The 17,531-nt window shown below is 39.6% G+C and carries 16 protein-coding genes and 1 tRNA gene; 5 read left to right on the forward strand and 12 right to left on the reverse strand.

Going from position 1 to position 17,531, the window contains the following annotated elements:
- The first annotated feature begins 36 nt into the window (after positions 1-36).
- Positions 37-924, forward strand: a complete 888-nt coding sequence (locus BFP97_RS08840; protein ID WP_139135240.1) for a hypothetical protein — start codon at positions 37-39, stop codon at positions 922-924.
- On the opposite strand, the gene BFP97_RS08845 is transcribed toward BFP97_RS08840, so the two are convergent.
- Positions 908-1,564, reverse strand: a complete 657-nt coding sequence (locus BFP97_RS08845; RefSeq protein WP_069844255.1) for an ABC transporter ATP-binding protein — start codon at positions 1,562-1,564, stop codon at positions 908-910. The genes BFP97_RS08840 and BFP97_RS08845 overlap by 17 nt on opposite strands.
- Positions 1,565-1,690: 126 nt before the next feature.
- Here BFP97_RS08845 and sucC point away from each other — a divergent pair, with 126 nt between their 5' ends.
- The 3 genes from sucC to BFP97_RS08860 all read left to right on the forward strand — a co-directional run bounded on the left by sucC (position 1,691) and on the right by BFP97_RS08860 (position 4,062).
- Positions 1,691-2,899 (forward strand): ADP-forming succinate--CoA ligase subunit beta, encoded by a 1,209-nt coding sequence (gene sucC, locus BFP97_RS08850; protein WP_069842069.1) that lies wholly within the window; start codon positions 1,691-1,693, stop codon positions 2,897-2,899.
- 6 nt (positions 2,900-2,905) lie between these two features.
- Positions 2,906-2,979: transfer RNA gene (locus BFP97_RS08855), tRNA-Arg, on the forward strand.
- 132 nt (positions 2,980-3,111) lie between these two features.
- Entirely contained in the window at positions 3,112-4,062 is a 951-nt protein-coding gene (locus tag BFP97_RS08860) for a hypothetical protein (protein WP_069842070.1), read from the forward strand.
- A 7-nt stretch (positions 4,063-4,069) separates the two neighbouring features.
- Here BFP97_RS08860 and BFP97_RS08865 read toward each other — a convergent pair whose 3' ends face one another.
- Genes BFP97_RS08865 through BFP97_RS08895 form a run of 7 tightly spaced genes read right to left on the reverse strand, consistent with a single transcriptional unit; the run spans position 4,070 to position 11,810 of the window.
- Positions 4,070-5,962, reverse strand: coding sequence for a polysaccharide biosynthesis protein (locus BFP97_RS08865; RefSeq protein ID WP_069842071.1), 1,893 nt, complete (start codon positions 5,960-5,962; stop codon positions 4,070-4,072).
- On the reverse strand, positions 5,959-7,104 hold the full coding sequence (locus BFP97_RS08870) for a DegT/DnrJ/EryC1/StrS family aminotransferase (RefSeq protein WP_083262487.1): 1,146 nt from the start codon (positions 7,102-7,104) through the stop codon (positions 5,959-5,961). Before BFP97_RS08870 ends, BFP97_RS08865 begins: the two co-directional genes overlap by 4 nt.
- Positions 7,097-7,699, reverse strand: a complete 603-nt coding sequence (locus tag BFP97_RS08875) for an acetyltransferase (RefSeq protein ID WP_069842073.1) — start codon at positions 7,697-7,699, stop codon at positions 7,097-7,099. Before BFP97_RS08875 ends, BFP97_RS08870 begins: the two co-directional genes overlap by 8 nt.
- On the reverse strand, positions 7,696-8,304 hold the full coding sequence (locus BFP97_RS08880; RefSeq protein WP_069842074.1) for a sugar transferase: 609 nt from the start codon (positions 8,302-8,304) through the stop codon (positions 7,696-7,698). Before BFP97_RS08880 ends, BFP97_RS08875 begins: the two co-directional genes overlap by 4 nt.
- Positions 8,297-9,364 carry a glycosyltransferase family 4 protein gene (locus BFP97_RS08885; protein WP_139135241.1) on the reverse strand — a complete coding sequence of 356 codons (1,068 nt, stop codon included), beginning with the start codon at positions 9,362-9,364 and terminating at the stop codon, positions 8,297-8,299. The genes BFP97_RS08880 and BFP97_RS08885 overlap by 8 nt, the downstream gene beginning before the upstream one ends.
- Positions 9,365-9,416: 52 nt before the next feature.
- The gene (locus BFP97_RS08890; RefSeq protein WP_069842076.1) at positions 9,417-10,664 is read right to left on the reverse strand and encodes a hypothetical protein; all 1,248 of its coding nucleotides are present in this window, start codon (positions 10,662-10,664) and stop codon (positions 9,417-9,419) included.
- Entirely contained in the window at positions 10,665-11,810 is a 1,146-nt protein-coding gene (locus BFP97_RS08895) for a glycosyltransferase family 4 protein (RefSeq protein WP_069842077.1), read from the reverse strand.
- Between the two features lie 210 nt (positions 11,811-12,020).
- Here BFP97_RS08895 and BFP97_RS20920 point away from each other — a divergent pair, with 210 nt between their 5' ends.
- Entirely contained in the window at positions 12,021-12,065 is a 45-nt protein-coding gene (locus BFP97_RS20920; RefSeq protein ID WP_410527951.1) for a hypothetical protein, read from the forward strand.
- An 859-nt stretch (positions 12,066-12,924) separates the two neighbouring features.
- On the opposite strand, the gene BFP97_RS08905 is transcribed toward BFP97_RS20920, so the two are convergent.
- Genes BFP97_RS08905 through BFP97_RS08920 form a run of 4 tightly spaced genes read right to left on the reverse strand, consistent with a single transcriptional unit; the run spans position 12,925 to position 17,529 of the window.
- A complete protein-coding gene (locus BFP97_RS08905) occupies positions 12,925-14,376 on the reverse strand; it encodes an MBOAT family O-acyltransferase (RefSeq protein WP_069842079.1) in 1,452 nt (483 codons plus the stop codon).
- A gap of 2 nt (positions 14,377-14,378) precedes the next feature.
- Entirely contained in the window at positions 14,379-15,440 is a 1,062-nt protein-coding gene (locus BFP97_RS08910; RefSeq protein ID WP_069842080.1) for a glycosyltransferase family 4 protein, read from the reverse strand.
- Positions 15,437-16,579 carry a glycosyltransferase family 4 protein gene (locus BFP97_RS08915; RefSeq protein WP_069842081.1) on the reverse strand — a complete coding sequence of 381 codons (1,143 nt, stop codon included), beginning with the start codon at positions 16,577-16,579 and terminating at the stop codon, positions 15,437-15,439. Before BFP97_RS08915 ends, BFP97_RS08910 begins: the two co-directional genes overlap by 4 nt.
- Positions 16,546-17,529, reverse strand: coding sequence for a glycosyltransferase (locus tag BFP97_RS08920; protein ID WP_083262489.1), 984 nt, complete (start codon positions 17,527-17,529; stop codon positions 16,546-16,548). The genes BFP97_RS08915 and BFP97_RS08920 overlap by 34 nt, the downstream gene beginning before the upstream one ends.
- Between the last annotated feature and the right edge of the window lie 2 nt (positions 17,530-17,531).

Consider the following 17,531-nt stretch of genomic DNA (forward strand, 5'->3'; position numbering starts at 1 on the left):
AAAAATATTCGTTCGAATTATAAATTTGTACCTCCTATGCAAAAGAGTCTCATGAGGAAAACCGTGCTGCTAACTTTTTGTCTACTATTGAATGGATGGGCTATGGCCCAGCAGTTCGTGACAACAGGCGATTTTGATCGTATCTCAAAAGCAAGTATTGGCTTTGGATTGAACACTTATATTGGAGAGTTAAGGAGGATTTCTGACTCGAAATTTCAATCAGGAGCAAGCGTAAGTATCGGCTATGAGCATCTTTTCACTGACAACATTGCCATTAGGACTTCCTTCAGCGTCTATAGAATTCAGGCAGATGATTCACTTTCGCCTATTGCGGCCAATAGGCAGAGAAACATAAATTTCAAAGCTGTTAATGTAGAATTTGTGGCTCAGGCCATGTATTATGCATTTAGACATCCAAGATCAGGATACAAAGACAGATCTTTCATAAATCCTTATTTCCATCTAGGCCTTGGGGTAACTTCTAATAACCCCAAGACATCTGTGAACCTAACTGATTACAAATTAAGGCCACTCGCCCTGGAAGGCGTGCAGTATGGCGGGATAGCATTGGCAATACCTTTTGGGGTGGGCACAAGCATTTACGTTTCAAGGTATGTAGACATTCAGTTTGAGGTTCAATACACTATAGCCTTGACTGGATACTTAGATGATGTCAGTGGAGTATATAGAGATCCGTCATCATTTAGTGATACTAACGGTGTTGATGCGACAACCTTGGGCATCTTATCAGATCCAAGGGTTACCCTTTCTCCACCACTCGCTCCAGTATCGGCTGGAACAGCACGTGGCGATTTATCAAATGATGCTTACGTGAGATTTGGCTTTAGGATTGGATACTACCTTCCGAAGTCATTATACGGCAAGTCATCCATCCGTTGTAAAGTGGTCAAGAGGACAAGATAGATCCGTCTACTATCTCTACTTTTCTGTCCGACATTTCAGCTAGCTCACTATTGTGAGTTACGATTACAAAGGTTTTATTCAATTCATCGCGTAAGCTGAAGAATAAGTTGTGAAGTTCTGCTGCATTCTTCGAATCTAGATTCCCGCTAGGTTCATCAGCAAAAATGATCGAGGGATCATTAATTAAGGCACGCGCAACCGCTACACGTTGTTGCTCACCTCCTGAAAGTTCAGAGGGCTTATGGTCAAGCCGACCAACTAAACCAAGCATACTTAGAAGTTCATGAGCCTTCTTCCGTACATCAGTTTCCAGTCTATCGCCAATAAAGCCTGGTAAACAAACATTCTCCAAGGCAGTAAACTCCGGAAGCAAATTGTGAAACTGAAAGATGAAGCCTATCCGTTTATTCCTAAAGGCTGCTAATTGTTGAAATGACAACTTAGATATTTCCGTCCCGTCAATTTCGAGCGACCCCATATCGGCAGAATCGAGTGTTCCTAGAATATGTAGTAGCGTGCTTTTGCCGGCACCCGAGGCACCAATTATGGACAAAACCTCTTCCCTTTCTACGGTAAGATCCACGCCCTTTAAAACATTCAAGGCACCATAAGACTTTCTTAGATTAGTCGCTTTTAACATAAGCTGATCCATAGCTGGTCAAACATAATGATTAATGTCGTATTGTTCCTAAATGCTTGAATGTATTAGTATGAATTCGCTTGTTATTATAAGCCCAAAGATTTAGCTTCGCACAAAATTTGAGACATGAATATTCACGAGTACCAAGCCAAAGAATTACTTAAAGGATACGGAGTTAAGATACAAGAAGGTATTGTTGCCGATTCTGCAGATAGTGCTACTGAAGCCGCAAAAAGACTTAATGCCGACACTGGTACAAGTTGGTATGTAGTGAAAGCCCAGATTCACGCAGGTGGAAGAGGAAAAGGGAAAGTTCAAGAAACAGATTCTAATGGTGTAGTGTTAGCCAAAAGTTTGGACGAAGTGGGACCAAAATCAGCAGCCATTCTTGGAGGTACCTTGGTTACTCACCAAACTGGCCCAGAGGGCAAAAAAGTTAATAAGGTCTTAATTGCACAGGACGTATACTACCCAGGTGATTCTGAACCAAAGGAGTACTACCTGTCCATATTGCTGGACAGAGCGAAAGGGTGCAACGTTATAATGGCATCTACTGAAGGAGGAATGGACATTGAAACCGTTGCTGAAGAGACTCCGGAAAAAATCATTAAGGAATGGATCGATCCTAGAGTTGGATTGCAAGGTTTCCAAGCCAGAAAAGTCGCTTTCAAACTTGGTTTGGAAGGTCAAGCCTTCAAGGAAATGGTGAAATTCATTTACTCCCTTTATACGGCTTATGAAGATAGTGATGCCTCTCAATTCGAAATCAATCCCGTTTTAAAGACCTCAGACAATCAAATTCTCGCAGTTGACGCCAAAGTAAACTTGGATGACAATGGTCTTTTTAGACACAAGGACCTGTTGGAGTTGCGAGATATTACTGAAGAAGATCCGTCTGAAGTAGAAGCTGGTAAGTATGGCCTCAGCTATGTGAAGCTTGATGGAAACGTTGGCTGTATGGTTAACGGTGCTGGCCTAGCAATGGCTACGATGGACATTATTAAGCTTTCAGGTGGGGAACCTGCTAACTTTCTGGATGTTGGAGGTACGGCAAACGCGGAGACTGTTGAGGCAGGCTTCCGAATCATCATGAAAGACCCTAATGTGAAGGCTATATTGATCAATATCTTCGGTGGTATTGTGAGATGTGATAGAGTAGCTAATGGAGTAGTAGAAGCTTATAAGAAGATTGGTAATATTGAGATACCAATTATCGTAAGACTTCAGGGAACAAATGCCGAAGAAGCAGCCAAAATAATTAACGAAAGTGGTTTGGCAGTACAATCAGCTATTGTATTGAAGGACGCTGCACTAAAAGTACAAGAAGCTCTTTAAGAGTTTGCACCCGTAGCTCAACTGGATAGAGCACCAGATTTCGGCTCTGGGGGTTGAGGGTTCGACTCCTTCCGGGTGCGCAAAAGTCCTCAAGAATGATCTTGAGGACTTTTTATTTTTCTCAATTAGTTGTAGTTTTGAGTTCCTCGACCGAGATTTTTTTGCTCTAACCCCATCATTTAATTAATTTTGTATTAATTGAGTTAATCTCGATGAGAAAATTCGCTTTCATCTTATGCCTGTTTCTAGTATTTGCAGAGTTTGCAGATGCTCAGAGTTTCTACTCCAGAAGAAGAGACCGCTTGTGGATGCTATCCTACGGCATAGGATATTCTCTGTACAATGGAGACATGTACGATTTCTTGTATGACGGCTTCTCTGCCGCTGCAAACCCTACCATTGGTGCTGGAATAAGAAGGAAATTTGGTTCACAATTATCATTAAGATTTGATGTGAACTGGTATCAACTAGGTGGTAATGATGCCGAGGGTGGCGCTAGTGCAATAATCAATCGTCCAGCAGGAAGAGCTTCTGGCGAGGCCGATACACGCTTTGTTAGAAACTTAAATTTTAGAGCTCGAAACTTGGAAATGTCTCTAATGGCTGTTTTCAATTTAATCCCTGTAGACGGAAGTTATACTCGAAGACCAATTGTAAACCCTTATCTAATGTTCGGTATTGGCCGGACAACAAATCGACCAAAAACTTATCTCCCCGGTCAAGAAGGCAATTATACTGTTAATCTATGGGAAATCCAGACTGAAGCGGCTGCTCCTGTATCCAGTTACCCAAAAAATGTCACTGTCATCCCCTTTGGGATTGGAGTTAGAATCAAAGCCAGTCGTCAAATTGACATACTTTTAGAAGGCGCTAGACGCTTTACTTTCACCGATTATTTAGATGATGTTGCGACTGTTTATCCCAGTGTGGATGAGATAATTGAATGGAATGGTGGAATTGGTTCACCACAGGCCCAAGTGGCATTGCAAGTATTTGACCGATCGGTAGAGGGTGGGTTTGAGCAACGAAAACCTGGTAATACAAGGGGAAGGGAAAACAACGATGCCTATTATATATTCCAAATTCGACTTGAAATGTATTTGCCTGACAACTTCCTTTCCGAACTGCTTTCCCCTTCTCGAAGAAAGCCAAAGTTCAGGTAATTGTTGTCTAGTCTAAGACTTCGAACTGTGAAGCCTTACTCTTATATTCCGCTATAAAAGATTTTAATTGACGAACTAGGTCAAATTCAATTTCGGTACTACCTCCTTCTAAAGTTTCGGAAATGCTGTCAATGTTTGCCTTAACATCTGAAAACTCAATAACCCTCGTTTTGGCAATCATTATCTTCGGATGATGTGTGGACATATTGTTCTCCTCATTGTCCAACAACTCTTCAAAAAGTTTTTCACCAGGCCTAAGACCAGTAAAAGCGATTTCGATATCTTTTCCTTCAACCAAGCCTGATAACTGAATCATTCGTTTGGCTAGGTCAACGATCTTCACAGACCGTCCCATATCGAATACAAAGATCTCACCGCCATTGCCCATAGTAGCAGCTTCAAGTACTAGGCTACAGGCTTCAGGAATGGTCATAAAGAATCGAGTAATATCTGGATGCGTAACCGTAATTGGACCACCATTTTGAATCTGCTTCTTGAAGATTGGGATAACTGAGCCATTCGATCCTAATACATTGCCAAATCTGGTAGTAATGAACTTAGTGCTTGTTGTCTTGTCTAATGTTCCAAGAAAATCGTTCAAAGACTGTACATAGATTTCAGCCGCCCGTTTTGTAGCACCCATTACGCTAGTGGGGTTCACGGCCTTGTCTGTAGAAATCATGACAAATTTTTGAACATTAAACTCTACTGAAACATCAGCGAGGTTTTTGGTTCCCATGACATTACATTCAATGGCCTCTGGAACATTAGTCTCCATCATAGGAACATGCTTGTAGGCAGCGGCATGAAATACCATATCTGGTTTATATATATCAAAACAAGCCCTTACTCTTTGGTCGTTTGTCACGTCTGCAACGAAGCAAACGAGTCGTTCCTCAAGCTTCAAAATAGATCTTAATTCATTCTCTATTTCAAACAAACCTGTCTCCCACTGATCAAGTAATATGATTTTTGAAGGATTGTACCTAACCACTTGCCGTGCTATCTCACTTCCAATTGACCCAGCTGCTCCAGTAATGAGCACCGATTTATTCAGTACCTCTCTGGCAACATATTCATTGTTTAATACTATCGCACTTCTTCCCAGCAAATCTTCGATTCTCACTTCCTTGATTTGTGAGATATCAAACTCGCCACCAATCCACTTGTCCGTAGATGGCACGGCCGAAACTTTAATACCAAACTCCAAACAGCGATCTACTAAGTCATTCTTTTTCTCTAGGGATAAATTAGTGACAGCAATAATTAACTCAGTCGGGCTTTGTTTAAGTACTACCTTTTCAAACTCCTCAGTAGCAGAGTATATCCTTACCCCACCGATTACATTTCCGATTTTCCGTTCATTATCCTCAAGGAAGCCAACTACTTTGATATTTGACTTTGTATCATTATCAAGCAGTTGCTTAGTCATCATTCCGGATCGGCCTGCCCCCATAATGAGTATCTTTCGCTGGGCCCTCGGAGCTGTTCGATAAAAGGCAAAGAGTTCTTTTACCAAAAGCCTGTAACTTATTGATATCACCAAGGAGACTAGAAAAGCAATCAGAGCTACAGAATATGGCAAAGAGTTCTCCGACAAATAGTTAACCGCAAAAACGATCAGGAGAGTAACCAAATTGGCATAAAGAACCCTGAGTGTATCTTGAATGCCAGTATACCTTATAATACCAGCAAAGCTTCTCGTAATCAATGAGGCGATAAACCCTGAAATTGTAAAGATGAGTATCCCCCTTAGAAAGTCAAATTCATAGAGTTGATCAACAAGAAAATTAAGCCTTAGTAAGTACGCCACCAATGCAGACACAGAGAACACGATCAAATCAATGAAGACAATGATCCACCTTGGAAGTACGTTCAGGGTTTTAATTCTACTTATCATCTTTTCAAAAATAGCCTATTTAAGCTCTTCTCAATTCTGGCCCGTTCCAGATCTCCGAGGTTCGATCCTGAAGGCATACACAATCCAATTGCAAAAAGGCTCTCAGAAAGTCGGTCTCCGTAATATGGGAAACCCTTGAATACAGGTTGGGTATGCATAGGTTTCCACAGAGGGCGCGATTCAATATCATCAGCTAAGAGATGTAGTCGCATTTCCTCACGATCGAAACCCGCAATACGCTTGTCAATAGTCAGTGCTGTAAGCCAATGATTTGAGAAATAATCAGCATTTGGCTCACTGAAAAGTTCTATCCCGTCAATCTCTCCAAAAAGGCGTTGATAGAATTCGTGCATTTTTCGCCTCTTCTCGACCCATTGGTCTAACACAAGCATTTGGCCTCTGCCAATACCCGCGATTATATTTGACATCCTATAATTATAGCCAAGAGTACTATGCTCATAGTGCACGGCTTTATCTCTTGCCTGTGTGGCTAGGAAACGAGCTTTGACTATCCAATCTTCATTTTCTGATAACAGCGCTCCTCCTCCTGAGGTGGTTATAATTTTGTTACCATTAAATGAGTAAACACTCAAGTCACCGAAAGCACCTAGTTTTTTACCTTTATACGAACTCCCAAGAGCTTCAGCTGCATCCTCAATAATTGGTATTTCATACCTTGTACAAATCTCGATGATCTCGTCTAGTTTGGCTGGCATTCCATAGAGGTGAACCAAAATCAAGGCTTTTGGCTTATTACCAGTTTTTGCTATTCTGTCAAGAATCGCCTTTTCCAAATACTGAGGTGACATATTCCAAGTATCTGGTTCGCTATCTACCATAATTGGGATAGCTCCTTGATAAATTATTGGATTGATTGAGCCAGAAAAAGTAAAGGTTGAAACTAACACTTCATCTTGCTGTTTTATTCCTAGGATAATTAAGGCGAGGTGAATTGCCGCTGTACCACTCGTTAAAGCAGCGGCATGAGGAACTCCAGAATAATTCTGAAGGTCAGATTCAAAACCATCCACATTTGGTCCTAATGGCGCTACCCAGTTTGTATCGAAAGCAGATTGGACAAACTCTTGTTCATGTCCTCCCATGTGTGGTGAAGACAGCCAAATTTTCGGTAATTCACTCATTATACCTAATCATCCTTCCTGGATTTCCGACCACGACCGCTCGATCTGGGACATCCTTAATAATAACGGTACCTGCGCCAATAGTGGCCCATTCTCCAATTGAGAGATTCGGTGCTATTGTAGCACCTGCTCCAATGTGTGTCCCCTCGCCAACTGTCACTGTTCCACAAAGGGTGGCATTCGGTGAAATATGTACATAATCAGCAATAGAACAATCATGATCTATAGAACACGCGGTATTGATGATCGCGTGATTACCTATTTCGGTAGAACTATTGACAACAGCCGCTGCCATGATTACTGTGCCTTGACCAATTGTGACATCATCACCCAAAATTGAAGATGGATGCACTGCCCAGCCAAACTCGCTTTTCAACTGTTCGGAAAGCTCTTTTCTGATCTTATTATCGCCTATAGAAATAATAATCTCCTGATCGAGGAGATACGAATCGATTTCCGATTCATTAATAACACGATAGGATTGAAGAGACTTGATTTCAGGGTTTGCATCGACCAAAAAGCCGACCTCAACACCCTGCTTTTCCAGAATATCAATAATCACCTTAGCATGTCCTGAAGCACCAAATAATATCATCTTCGATTTCCAGTAAATTTTTCCATTGTTGCCGAAGTGGCTGAACTTATCTCCTTTGTCCTAAATACTTTTAAGAATGTTAAAAGTAAGATTTTGAGATCTAAGCCGAAAGATAAATGATCAACATACCAAACATCGTATTCAAACTTCTTTTCCCAGCTAATTGTATTTCTACCATTAACTTGAGCCCATCCAGTTATACCTGGTCTCACACTATGCCTTCGACTTTGTTCCTCACTGTAGAGTGGTAGATATTCTACCAGAAGAGGCCTCGGGCCTACAAACGACATGTCTCCTTTTATTACATTCAATAGTTGTGGTAGTTCATCCAGTGAGAGCTTTCTAATGATTTTCCCCAATCCTGTTAGACGATCCGCATCCGGCAACAATTCTCCATCTTTTCCTCGTTTATCATTCATTGTCTTAAGCTTGGCTATTGTAAATACCTCACCAAACTTTCCTGGCCTTTTTTGAAAGAAGAATGGCTTGCCTGAATTAGCAAACGAAAGAAGTATGACCACAATGATAAAGAAAGGGAAAGAGATGAACATTAAGATTATTGCCAGAATCAAGTCGATTAGCCTTTTAAAGAATGATCTATACATTTTTCAATCTCATAAAGTCTAACAACTGTTCATTGATCTTATGGACATCAAATCTCTCGATTGCCATTTTATAACTCTCCTCTCCCATTCTTTCGATTTCAGATGGGCTATCCATAAAATATTGCATTGCTTTAGCTAGGGAATCAGCATCATTAATTGACACCAAAAACCCGTTACTACCTTCTTCAACAGTCTCTCGGCAACCGGGATGGTCCGTAGTAATAATTGGTTTACCCATTGCCATTGCCTCTTGAATAGTGCGTGGTAAACCTTCATTGTAATAACTAGGAAGTACGAAGACGTCAGCAGCATCCATATATGGACGGATATCATCTGTTGTTCCCAAGTAATTAATCAAACCAGATGCATGTAGGTCATCAATTTCCTTTTTCGAGATACCTCCTGGATTAGGATCAATCCAACCCAACAATTGTACCTCAAAGCCTTGATAAATCTTTTTCAATAATGCAGTCGCCTCTAAAAGCTCAGGAATGCCTTTTTCTCGAATTAACCTTGCTATAAAAAGAAAAACAACCTTGTTACCTTTTTGCGCTTTGTCTGTTCTTAGATAGTGATTCAAATCAACCCCGGTTCCCTTAATTACAGTAGACCTAGACACTTTCGAAAGAATTCCTTCTGATTCAAAGAACACCTTATCCTGATCATTTTGAAAAATAACACCATCTACCGATCTCAAAGTGCTCCGGTATAGAAACTTTACAAAGAATCTAATTATTCGATTCTTGAAAGTTGATTGATCAAACCCAGAGCCTTTTCCTGTTATCAATGCAAACCTTGAAGCATTTGTAAATTTTGTCGCCCTTAGACCAAAAATTACTGGCTTGATGGTATAAGCCAAAACATGATCTGGCTTAACACTCTTCAATTGTCTTTTGAATCTGAAGTAGGCTTTGACATCCTTGATTGGGTTCAGCCCGGTTCTATCAAACTCTGTAGAAATGCACTGAACGCCTATATCTTCAACTAAACTTCTTGTTTTTGCATCTATGAAGGGGGCTGCTGCATAAACCTCAAAATCCTTTACTAGTCTCTTCAGCAAAGGCCCTCTAAAGTTAATCAAGGATGAGGCAAAGCCCCCTATTAACAAAAACCTAGGCTTTCTGGAGTTTTGCAATACTATCAAGTTTGTTTTGATACAACTTGCGCCTTTTTCTTCTTACAAGGGCCATCCTCTTGTCTGAATATGCATAGATGACCATAAACATAAATGGATATAGGATAATTCTCTGCCTCGCAATCAGTCCTAAATTACTTAATGCTAAGCCGGCACCAACAGAGAAAAGCAATATGAAGATTATACTGAATGCGATCAAACGATCCTTCCTTATCATTCCAATCGATCTTCTTACGGCTTTCCAATTTCTGAAAGCCATGAACCAAATGATATAGATATCAAAAAAACTAATGATTTGAAGAATTCCACCCACTTCCCAAGGAAAAGGCCTGAAAAGTATATTAACTGGAGCCTGGACAAAGGCTAAAGGTCCTTGAACAAGAGTAATTTCACTCCCACCATATGATGATTTTCTCCTTTGATCAACGGCAAAATCTGTAACCTCTGTTATATCACTAACCCCTACCACTGAAAGAAAATAAAGTGCTCCTGCCGAAGCTACTACTAGGATAACTACATTCTGGAATGTGAACTTTTTAAATGACCCCAAAAAATAAGCTCCTGCAAGAGAAAAGGCTAACATTGCTGCAACTTGTGGCCTAACGAGATAACACCAAAATAGACCGAAAGCCATTACGACAATGCTCTGCCTTCTCTGTTTATTTACCATGCCCAGCAAAAATATTCCTACCCCAAATATCATCCATGTATCCTTACTAACGTTGGCCGTCCAAAACCAAAGGGATGGGTAAAGTAGCACTGCAAAAAGGTAATTTTTATAATCAGTTATGCCATAGGCCCTGAAAAATACTTTAGCAAAATAAAGTAGTCCAATCGCGCATAATGATGAAAACATTAGCCAAGTACCTCGAAAGCTCTCCCCTACCAATAAAATCATAAGGGCAGATGGGTAACCCACAAAGTTGGTACCGGTAAATGCCGGCCCACGCCAAGTAGATTTATCGAAGAAAGGTGAAAGATCAAACTGCTTGAAATAATCTGCAAAACGCTGACCCCATCTGAAATAGACAACAGGATCTGCCCCGCCTCTGTATATAGCAAAAGCAACAAAAGAGTAAGCAAGGACTCCTATTATTCTAACAAGAATTGAGACCCCAATAACACTCCGGTTTTGTGCTGGCACATGTCGTTGTCCAAAAAAATACACCAAAACCGAGAAGAAGATAATGGCGATAAAAAAACCTGGAAACTCAAATGAGGCCATTTACTCTTCTATTGCCGTTTTATAGAACATAATTGTCTCCTCTGTCATCCTAGAGAGATTGAAGTAACTAGTCAGCTTTAAGTAAGCCCCTTCAGTTATTGGACCTTGACTTTCTAGGTTCTCAAGCACGTCAATTATCTGATCGGCAAGTAAACTAATCTCATATGGTGGGACAAGGTATCCTGTCTCATTATGTTGCATTAACTCGTTGCCAGCAGGTACATCCCATGAGATCACAGGAGTTTTTGATGCAAATGCTTCTAAGAATACTACTCCGAAACCCTCAGATATTGAGGGGACGATAACGACATCTGAATTGGCCATATAAGCTCCTACCTCCTTGCTATATCCTAGAAACTCTACATTTCGAATTAACCCTAATTCCTTAACCTTTGCCCTTAGTTCACTTTCTAGGGCTCCAGTTCCGGCAACTAACAATTTAACATCATCTCCAAATCGTTCTCTCACTAAAGTCATAGCCGACAATAAATAGTTATGCCCTTTAAAAGCTACAAGCCTTCCCGCGATAATCAATTGTTTTGAGGATAGTCTGTATTCTTGTTCTCCTTTTCGGAGAAAGTGATCTTCTAAATCAAAGCCATAGTGGATAAGCTTCATCTTTCCTTTTCTGGTCAGTCCAGTCTCATTGAAGAAGTTAAGTAAACCATGTGAAATTGTAAACGAAGACTTCATTCTTCTTTCTGCCCATTTGCTTATTACAAAATAAGGTGTCATCCTTTGTTTTGTTGCATCAAAACCATGACGAGACGTAAAACTGTTGTCATAGCCATGCTTGGTAGAAACTAGACAAACCTTCAATCCTAAGAGAGTCTTAATCAAAGCTAGATGAAAATCGGCATGAATGAGGTGAGTGTGAACAATATCAAAGTCTCCATTATCGACAACTTTCTTAATATATCTTAGGGCTCTGAGTTTAGGGTATCTCCCGATATTAACCTGATGTGTGTTGACATTAAGTTCTTTTAACTTTTCAATAAAAAGTCCATCTACCCCACCTTGATAGTCAGTATACAATCTGAGAAATTCTATCTGGATACCTTTGGCTTGTAAGCCAGGGATAACTTTCAATTGATAGTTCTCCGCACCAAATATTCCTCCTTCTTTCTGGACAAAGAGTATCTTCATTCTTATCAATTACAAGCCCGCTGATTTAGTAGATATCATGATCATTCATCAATAGCATAAAATTTGAACTAAACAAGCTGATGTGTATTACATTTTCTTTATGTGGATACACCATTATAATACCGATCTGTTCCTTAACTAGAAGAAGCTTTAACTGGTATCACCAACTAAATCTCTTACTTTAAGAATCCCCGCTCCTCCAAAACAGAAATAAGTAATCGATTAAACTTGTCCACTCCACTTTGCCTCAAGTGATGTAAGTCATACAAGTCCTCAGGATAGGACAGGTTCATCAGGTTGTTTAGGTTAATATAATCTCCTTCTGATTCAAACACCTTATCAATTTCCTCTTGGTTCCTAATTGACCTAAAATTGATGCTATCTACAGGCGATTGAATCATTAAGAAATCAATATTTTTCATTTCTACAAAATCCGAAATATCAGATAGAAGATTGAGTTGGTCTTGACGTAATTTCCATGACGACTTCTCCCTACGAGTCTGTTGTCGCGTATAATTATCACTTTTTTCCACATAACCTCCAGAAACATACAAATCATCTCCTCTAGTTAGAGGTTCTTGATAAGAGTCGTAGAGACCCAATGATTCTACAAAAACATCGAAAATTAGTGTATTATATGTTTTTAAATGATTGACTGTCAAAGCCATGTCTATTGTCCTCCAATTGAGTGGCTCATTTGCAATAATATCTAGAGATGATTCAACCCCGTCATGTTGAAAAATACCCGGATAAACTTCGTAAATCACCAACTGAGGATTCAATCGATCAATGTAAGTTTTCAACAAAGACAGTGCTTGCTTTGGTGTTTGATTACTTGAACCCATATTAAAAATTTCAATCCCACTTTCACGAAAAATTCGAGGATCAAAACCTCTATAAGCGTGAGATGATCCAAGTATTAGAACATCTATCTCTTTTACTTGTCGGACTTCTTTCATCCTTGTATGCATATGACCATAGGAGCCTACTCTATAATTCATATTTTTCTTCAATGCATCGAATGGAATTAGATATGACCAAACGCATAAAATAAGGCAGTAGCCTATGCCTGTAAACCCTAAGAACAGAATGAAATTCTTAAGAAATCTGTCCATCAGAATTGGAAATAAATAAAAGGTGATTCTTTAGTTTCCATAAACATTCCTATTAAAAAAATGATGAAAGTATATGCACCCCATCTGGCAACTCTTGGATAGCTTTCAAAAAGACATTCAATTGCGAATTGTCTTCTTCTACCAATCCATTCTACAATGACGAAACCAGCGATGAGAAGGACTGCGACAAACATTTTGGGAGAAAATAACCCCTGAGGAATGGAAAACAAGGTCTTACTAAATATGGCCTGGTAGATCTCGATTGCATGATGAATATCCTCAGCTCTAAAGGATATCCAAGCAATGGTTGCTAGAAAAAAGGTGCTCAAAATCTGAACAAACTCTCTCAAGCTAGGTAGGTGACGATTCCCACCGGCTATTTCTAAGTTAGATCTATTTCTATTGAGCAAGAGCAAGGGGATAAAATAGAGTGCATTGAGAACTCCCCAAAAAATGAATGTCCAATTGGCACCATGCCAGAAACCGCTTACAACGAATATTACAAAGACATTTCTCACTTGTCTCAACTTTGTACCTTTGCTCCCCCCAAGGGGTATATATAAATAGTCTCTAAACCAGGTTGAAAGTGAAATATGCCACCTCCTCCAAAACTCGGCAATGTCTCTTGAAAAATAGGGAAAGGCAAAATTTCTCATTAGATCAAAACCAAAAAGTCTCGAAACTCCAATAGCGATATCTGAATAGCCGGAAAAGTCACCATAAATCTGAAAGGCAAAAAACACTCCACCTAAAAACAAAGCGCTTCCACCGTAACCTTCTGAACTATTAAAAATTTGATTTGCATAGATGGCGCAAGTGTCCGCGATAACAAGTTTTTTGAAGAATCCCCATAAAATTTGTCTCATCCCATTAACTGCTAGCGAATAATTAAAGACCCTTTGTCTACCAAACTGCGGTAAAAGATGTGTTGCCCTCTCAATTGGACCAGCAACCAATTGAGGGAAAAAACTCACGAAGGCAGAAAAGGAGATAAAGTCAGAGGTTGGTTGGAGCTTACCCCGATAGACATCTATGGTATAGCTAAGTGTTTGGAATGTATAGAAACTAATACCTACAGGTAGCACAACATTGAGCATGGTGCCACCTACTTCAAATCCAGCAAATGAAAATGCTGATTGGAAGGTATCAAGGAAAAAGTTGAAATATTTGAAAAAGCCCAGGAATCCAAGGTTAATAGAGATACTCAGCCAGAGTAATCTTTTCCTCTGGACACTATCTTTCACAACTCCCATTCTTCTTCCAATCAAATAATCTGCAAGGGTGCTGAAAATAATTAGGGATAAAAACCTCCAATCCCACCAGCCATAGAAGAGGTAACTAGAAACTACTATCAGGGCATTTTGAAGCCTTAGGCTATTTTTAAATACCCACCAATAGAAAAGGAAAACTATTGGTAGAAAAATTGCAAAGTCAATGGAATTAAAGAGCATTACTAATTCTCAAATAGTTTCAGGTGTTGTTCTATTACCGCAGCCTCTCGGTACTGCACAGGCACCGAAGCCCTTATAAATTCCTCATCCAATGCATCATTAATAATCAATTCGCACAATTTATCGATTTTCATAGCAAGGCTTACGTGGTCGCCACGCCTGGCAACGAGTCCATTCAAGCCAGGTTCGATTAAGTTTAGTGGGCCAGCACAATCGGTTGAAACCACAGGTAAACCAACATTGAAAGCCTCCACTACAGCATTGCCAAAAGTCTCTGATAAAGATGGTAAAATTAGAAAATCGTATTTTGAGAGTGTTTCATCTACATTCAATACCGGAGCTTTAAATTCAATATTGCGAAGCTGCAATTGGTCAATCCTTTTAACCAACTCATTTTTCAAGGGACCATCACCGAAAACATCCACTTTCACATCAAACTTGACCAAAGAGAGCGCTTCAACCAGAGTCTGAATCCCTTTTTCAACTGAAAGCCTTCCAAGACAAATCGCGTTTAATCGAGAGTCCGATCTGATATAAGACCTTTTTGGAGCCTCTGGAAAAAAATTCGGTATATGCCTTACATTTCTAGTCTTAAATGATTGCGAATGTTCCTTTTTCTGGTTTTCCGACATTGCCAGAATTCTCACTCTGTTCTGGCCGAAAAGCTGTCTCATCTCAAACCTCTTAAACATTGAAAGAAAAGAAGGCTTGATGATAATATCATTGTGCAATCTAAAAATCAACTTCCATCTCCTTGAAAAGAAATTTAGACGTGCCAATTGCCTGAAGTTATTAGGGCCATTTACAAATACCATTGAATCGCGTTCAATAGTATTCTTCATTTTTCTATTCAAACCCAAAAGCTTGATCGGATTATTCGTGTTTGGAATCTTGAACTGCTGAACTTGCACATCTTCACTGAGCAACTCTTTTAGTGATCCATGATCGTCAGCAACTAAAATTGTGACAGAATGGCCTTTTCTCTGGTAAGCATTAGCCAGTTTTACTACAAATTTTTGAGCTCCTCCAAAAGCGAAATTCCAGATAAGTATATAAACTCTCAACCCAAAATTCGATTTAAAAAATTTGCAGTTACTTCTATTGGACCATGGTTTTTCCTTGTCAGTTTTAAGGAGTTTTGACCCTGGCTGACAATACGATTTTTGTTTTGAATCAACTCTTTCAGCTTTGAGACTAACTCCCTGAGATTCCCTTTGGGAATAATAAACCCGTTGAAACCATCAGTTATATATCCAGCAGAACCGTCTACATCCGTAGTCAATGTTGCGAGACCGTATGACATAGCCTCGAGGACCGTGAATGATGCAGGGTCATGATTAGTAGGCAATACAAATATATCGTGACCTATGTATAACCTCTCCATTTGTTGTTGTGGTTGGTTAATTAGAATGTCAACGTACTCCTCTGCTTGGCTGTCTCTCACTTTTGCCAACATCTCATTAAAGTAAGGTCCATTGTCATCTCCTGTACCTACTATAGTGAGCTTTATTCCTGTTTCTGTTTTGAGTAACTCCAAAAATGCGTCAAGCATCAATTTTGGGTTCTTGTTTTCGAAATATTTGGCTACACACAAAATGTTGACTCTGTTTCCATTGAAGTAATCACGCTCGTTTTGATTGGACCTGATTGTAAACGGCATATAAATTAATCGCTTAGAACTCAATTTATAACGCGATTCATCTCCTCTACATGGGGAAATCCAGTACGCTCCTAATAGAGTCATAAATGATTTAAAGGCAATAAGCTTCAAAGGGTCGAAGTGTCGATAAATCGCTATTCTGGAGTGAAATACAACTTTGACCCTTAAAAGAAGACTTAGGGCAAGTAGAAGGTAACCAAATCGAGTAAAAACGGGCCTGATAACGATCACATCTGGTTTACATGTTCTGAAAAACTCGTAAAGATTACGAATAGATGGAAAGTAAAATGGAGAGAAAGAGTCAACTCCATCACCACGGGTTCTCTTTCTCTTGTTCATCAATTTTTTTGACAGTTTTGAAGGCTCGAGAAATGTAGATTTCGGAAGACCTTCAATGTCTTTATCATCGGGACGGTAAACAATTAATTGGACATTTGCCTGATTCCCTTGCAGGCCTTCAAACCATCCATAGAGGTTGGAATGATATCTATGTTGAATAAACAGAATATTCAATTCAGTATCTTTTTTACCTGTTCTTGCCACAAAAAGTACTTGGGGCTTGCATGTCGCACTTCATTTTTCCTTATCAATTCTTCAGCTTGATCCAAGCTAATCAAGTCTTCAGTATTCTTGAAAATCTCCTGCATTGCGGTCCTGTGATCCGATATAACCGTACAATTCGATAAGGCCGCCTCAAGTGCGGGCCATCCAAAACCTTCTGTTAAAGAGGGAAACAGTAGATATTCAGCAGAACTATACACCAGTTTTAGTTCCTCATCACTAATATTCTCTACACTCACTATTCTGTTTCGAAGACCTAGCTGATCAATCAATTTCTCATTCTCCCTAGAAAAATCGCCTACTCTCAACATGGTGTAACCATCACCGAGTTTACCCAATAAATCTATAGACCAACTATTATTTTTATACCACGCATCAGTGCCCACAGAGGCTAATACTATTTTATCTTTCAACTTAGGTGACCATTCAACCTGCTCCCTTTTCAATTTCGCAGGCCGCAACCAAAAGTCTTCTATACCGTTGTGAACTACCGTAAGACGGTCCGGTCTCCTGACGTTGCCAAGGAACCTTTCCAGATCCGATTTGGTATGATTAGAAACACAGACTACCTTATCAGCTTTCAGCATCAATTTCAAAAAAACTTTATAAAGCAATTTATGAACGAGTGGAGTTCTTGCTTCTGGATAAAGAGTATGCAAGTCGTGACAGATAACAGTAGCTCTATTCTTTAAAAACGGCAATAAATAAGCATATCGTTCACTGATAATAATATGTTGACCTCTTTTCCCATAATTCAAAGCCAACCTTGGATAATGATAATACTTACCTACTAAGGTTTTTAGCTTTGGCTCTATAACTTCATACGAAATTCCATTTCTCTCAAAACCAACTTTCAGCCCTTCTAAATACCTTTTCATGCTGTAACTTGGCCCTAAGCTTGGATATAAATAGACTTTTTCTTCTCTACTCATTA

It is taken from the genome of Roseivirga sp. 4D4, assembly GCF_001747095.1.
Taxonomy (GTDB): domain Bacteria; phylum Bacteroidota; class Bacteroidia; order Cytophagales; family Cyclobacteriaceae; genus Roseivirga.

Bases quoted from the DNA above. Each gene is read 5' to 3' on its own strand.
- BFP97_RS08840 (WP_139135240.1), top strand. From the start codon at position 37: ATGCAAAAGAGTCTCATGAGGAAAACCGTGCTGCTAACTTTTTGTCTA.
- BFP97_RS08845 (WP_069844255.1), bottom strand. From the start codon at position 1,564: ATGTTAAAAGCGACTAATCTAAGAAAGTCTTATGGTGCCTTGAATGTT.
- sucC (WP_069842069.1), top strand. From the start codon at position 1,691: ATGAATATTCACGAGTACCAAGCCAAAGAATTACTTAAAGGATACGGA.
- BFP97_RS08860 (WP_069842070.1), top strand. From the start codon at position 3,112: ATGAGAAAATTCGCTTTCATCTTATGCCTGTTTCTAGTATTTGCAGAG.
- BFP97_RS08865 (WP_069842071.1), bottom strand. From the start codon at position 5,962: ATGATAAGTAGAATTAAAACCCTGAACGTACTTCCAAGGTGGATCATT.
- BFP97_RS08870 (WP_083262487.1), bottom strand. From the start codon at position 7,104: ATGAGTGAATTACCGAAAATTTGGCTGTCTTCACCACACATGGGAGGA.
- BFP97_RS08875 (WP_069842073.1), bottom strand. From the start codon at position 7,699: ATGATATTATTTGGTGCTTCAGGACATGCTAAGGTGATTATTGATATT.
- BFP97_RS08880 (WP_069842074.1), bottom strand. From the start codon at position 8,304: ATGTATAGATCATTCTTTAAAAGGCTAATCGACTTGATTCTGGCAATA.
- BFP97_RS08890 (WP_069842076.1), bottom strand. From the start codon at position 10,664: ATGGCCTCATTTGAGTTTCCAGGTTTTTTTATCGCCATTATCTTCTTC.
- BFP97_RS08895 (WP_069842077.1), bottom strand. From the start codon at position 11,810: ATGAAGATACTCTTTGTCCAGAAAGAAGGAGGAATATTTGGTGCGGAG.
- BFP97_RS08905 (WP_069842079.1), bottom strand. From the start codon at position 14,376: ATGCTCTTTAATTCCATTGACTTTGCAATTTTTCTACCAATAGTTTTC.
- BFP97_RS08920 (WP_083262489.1), bottom strand. From the start codon at position 17,529: ATGAGTAGAGAAGAAAAAGTCTATTTATATCCAAGCTTAGGGCCAAGT.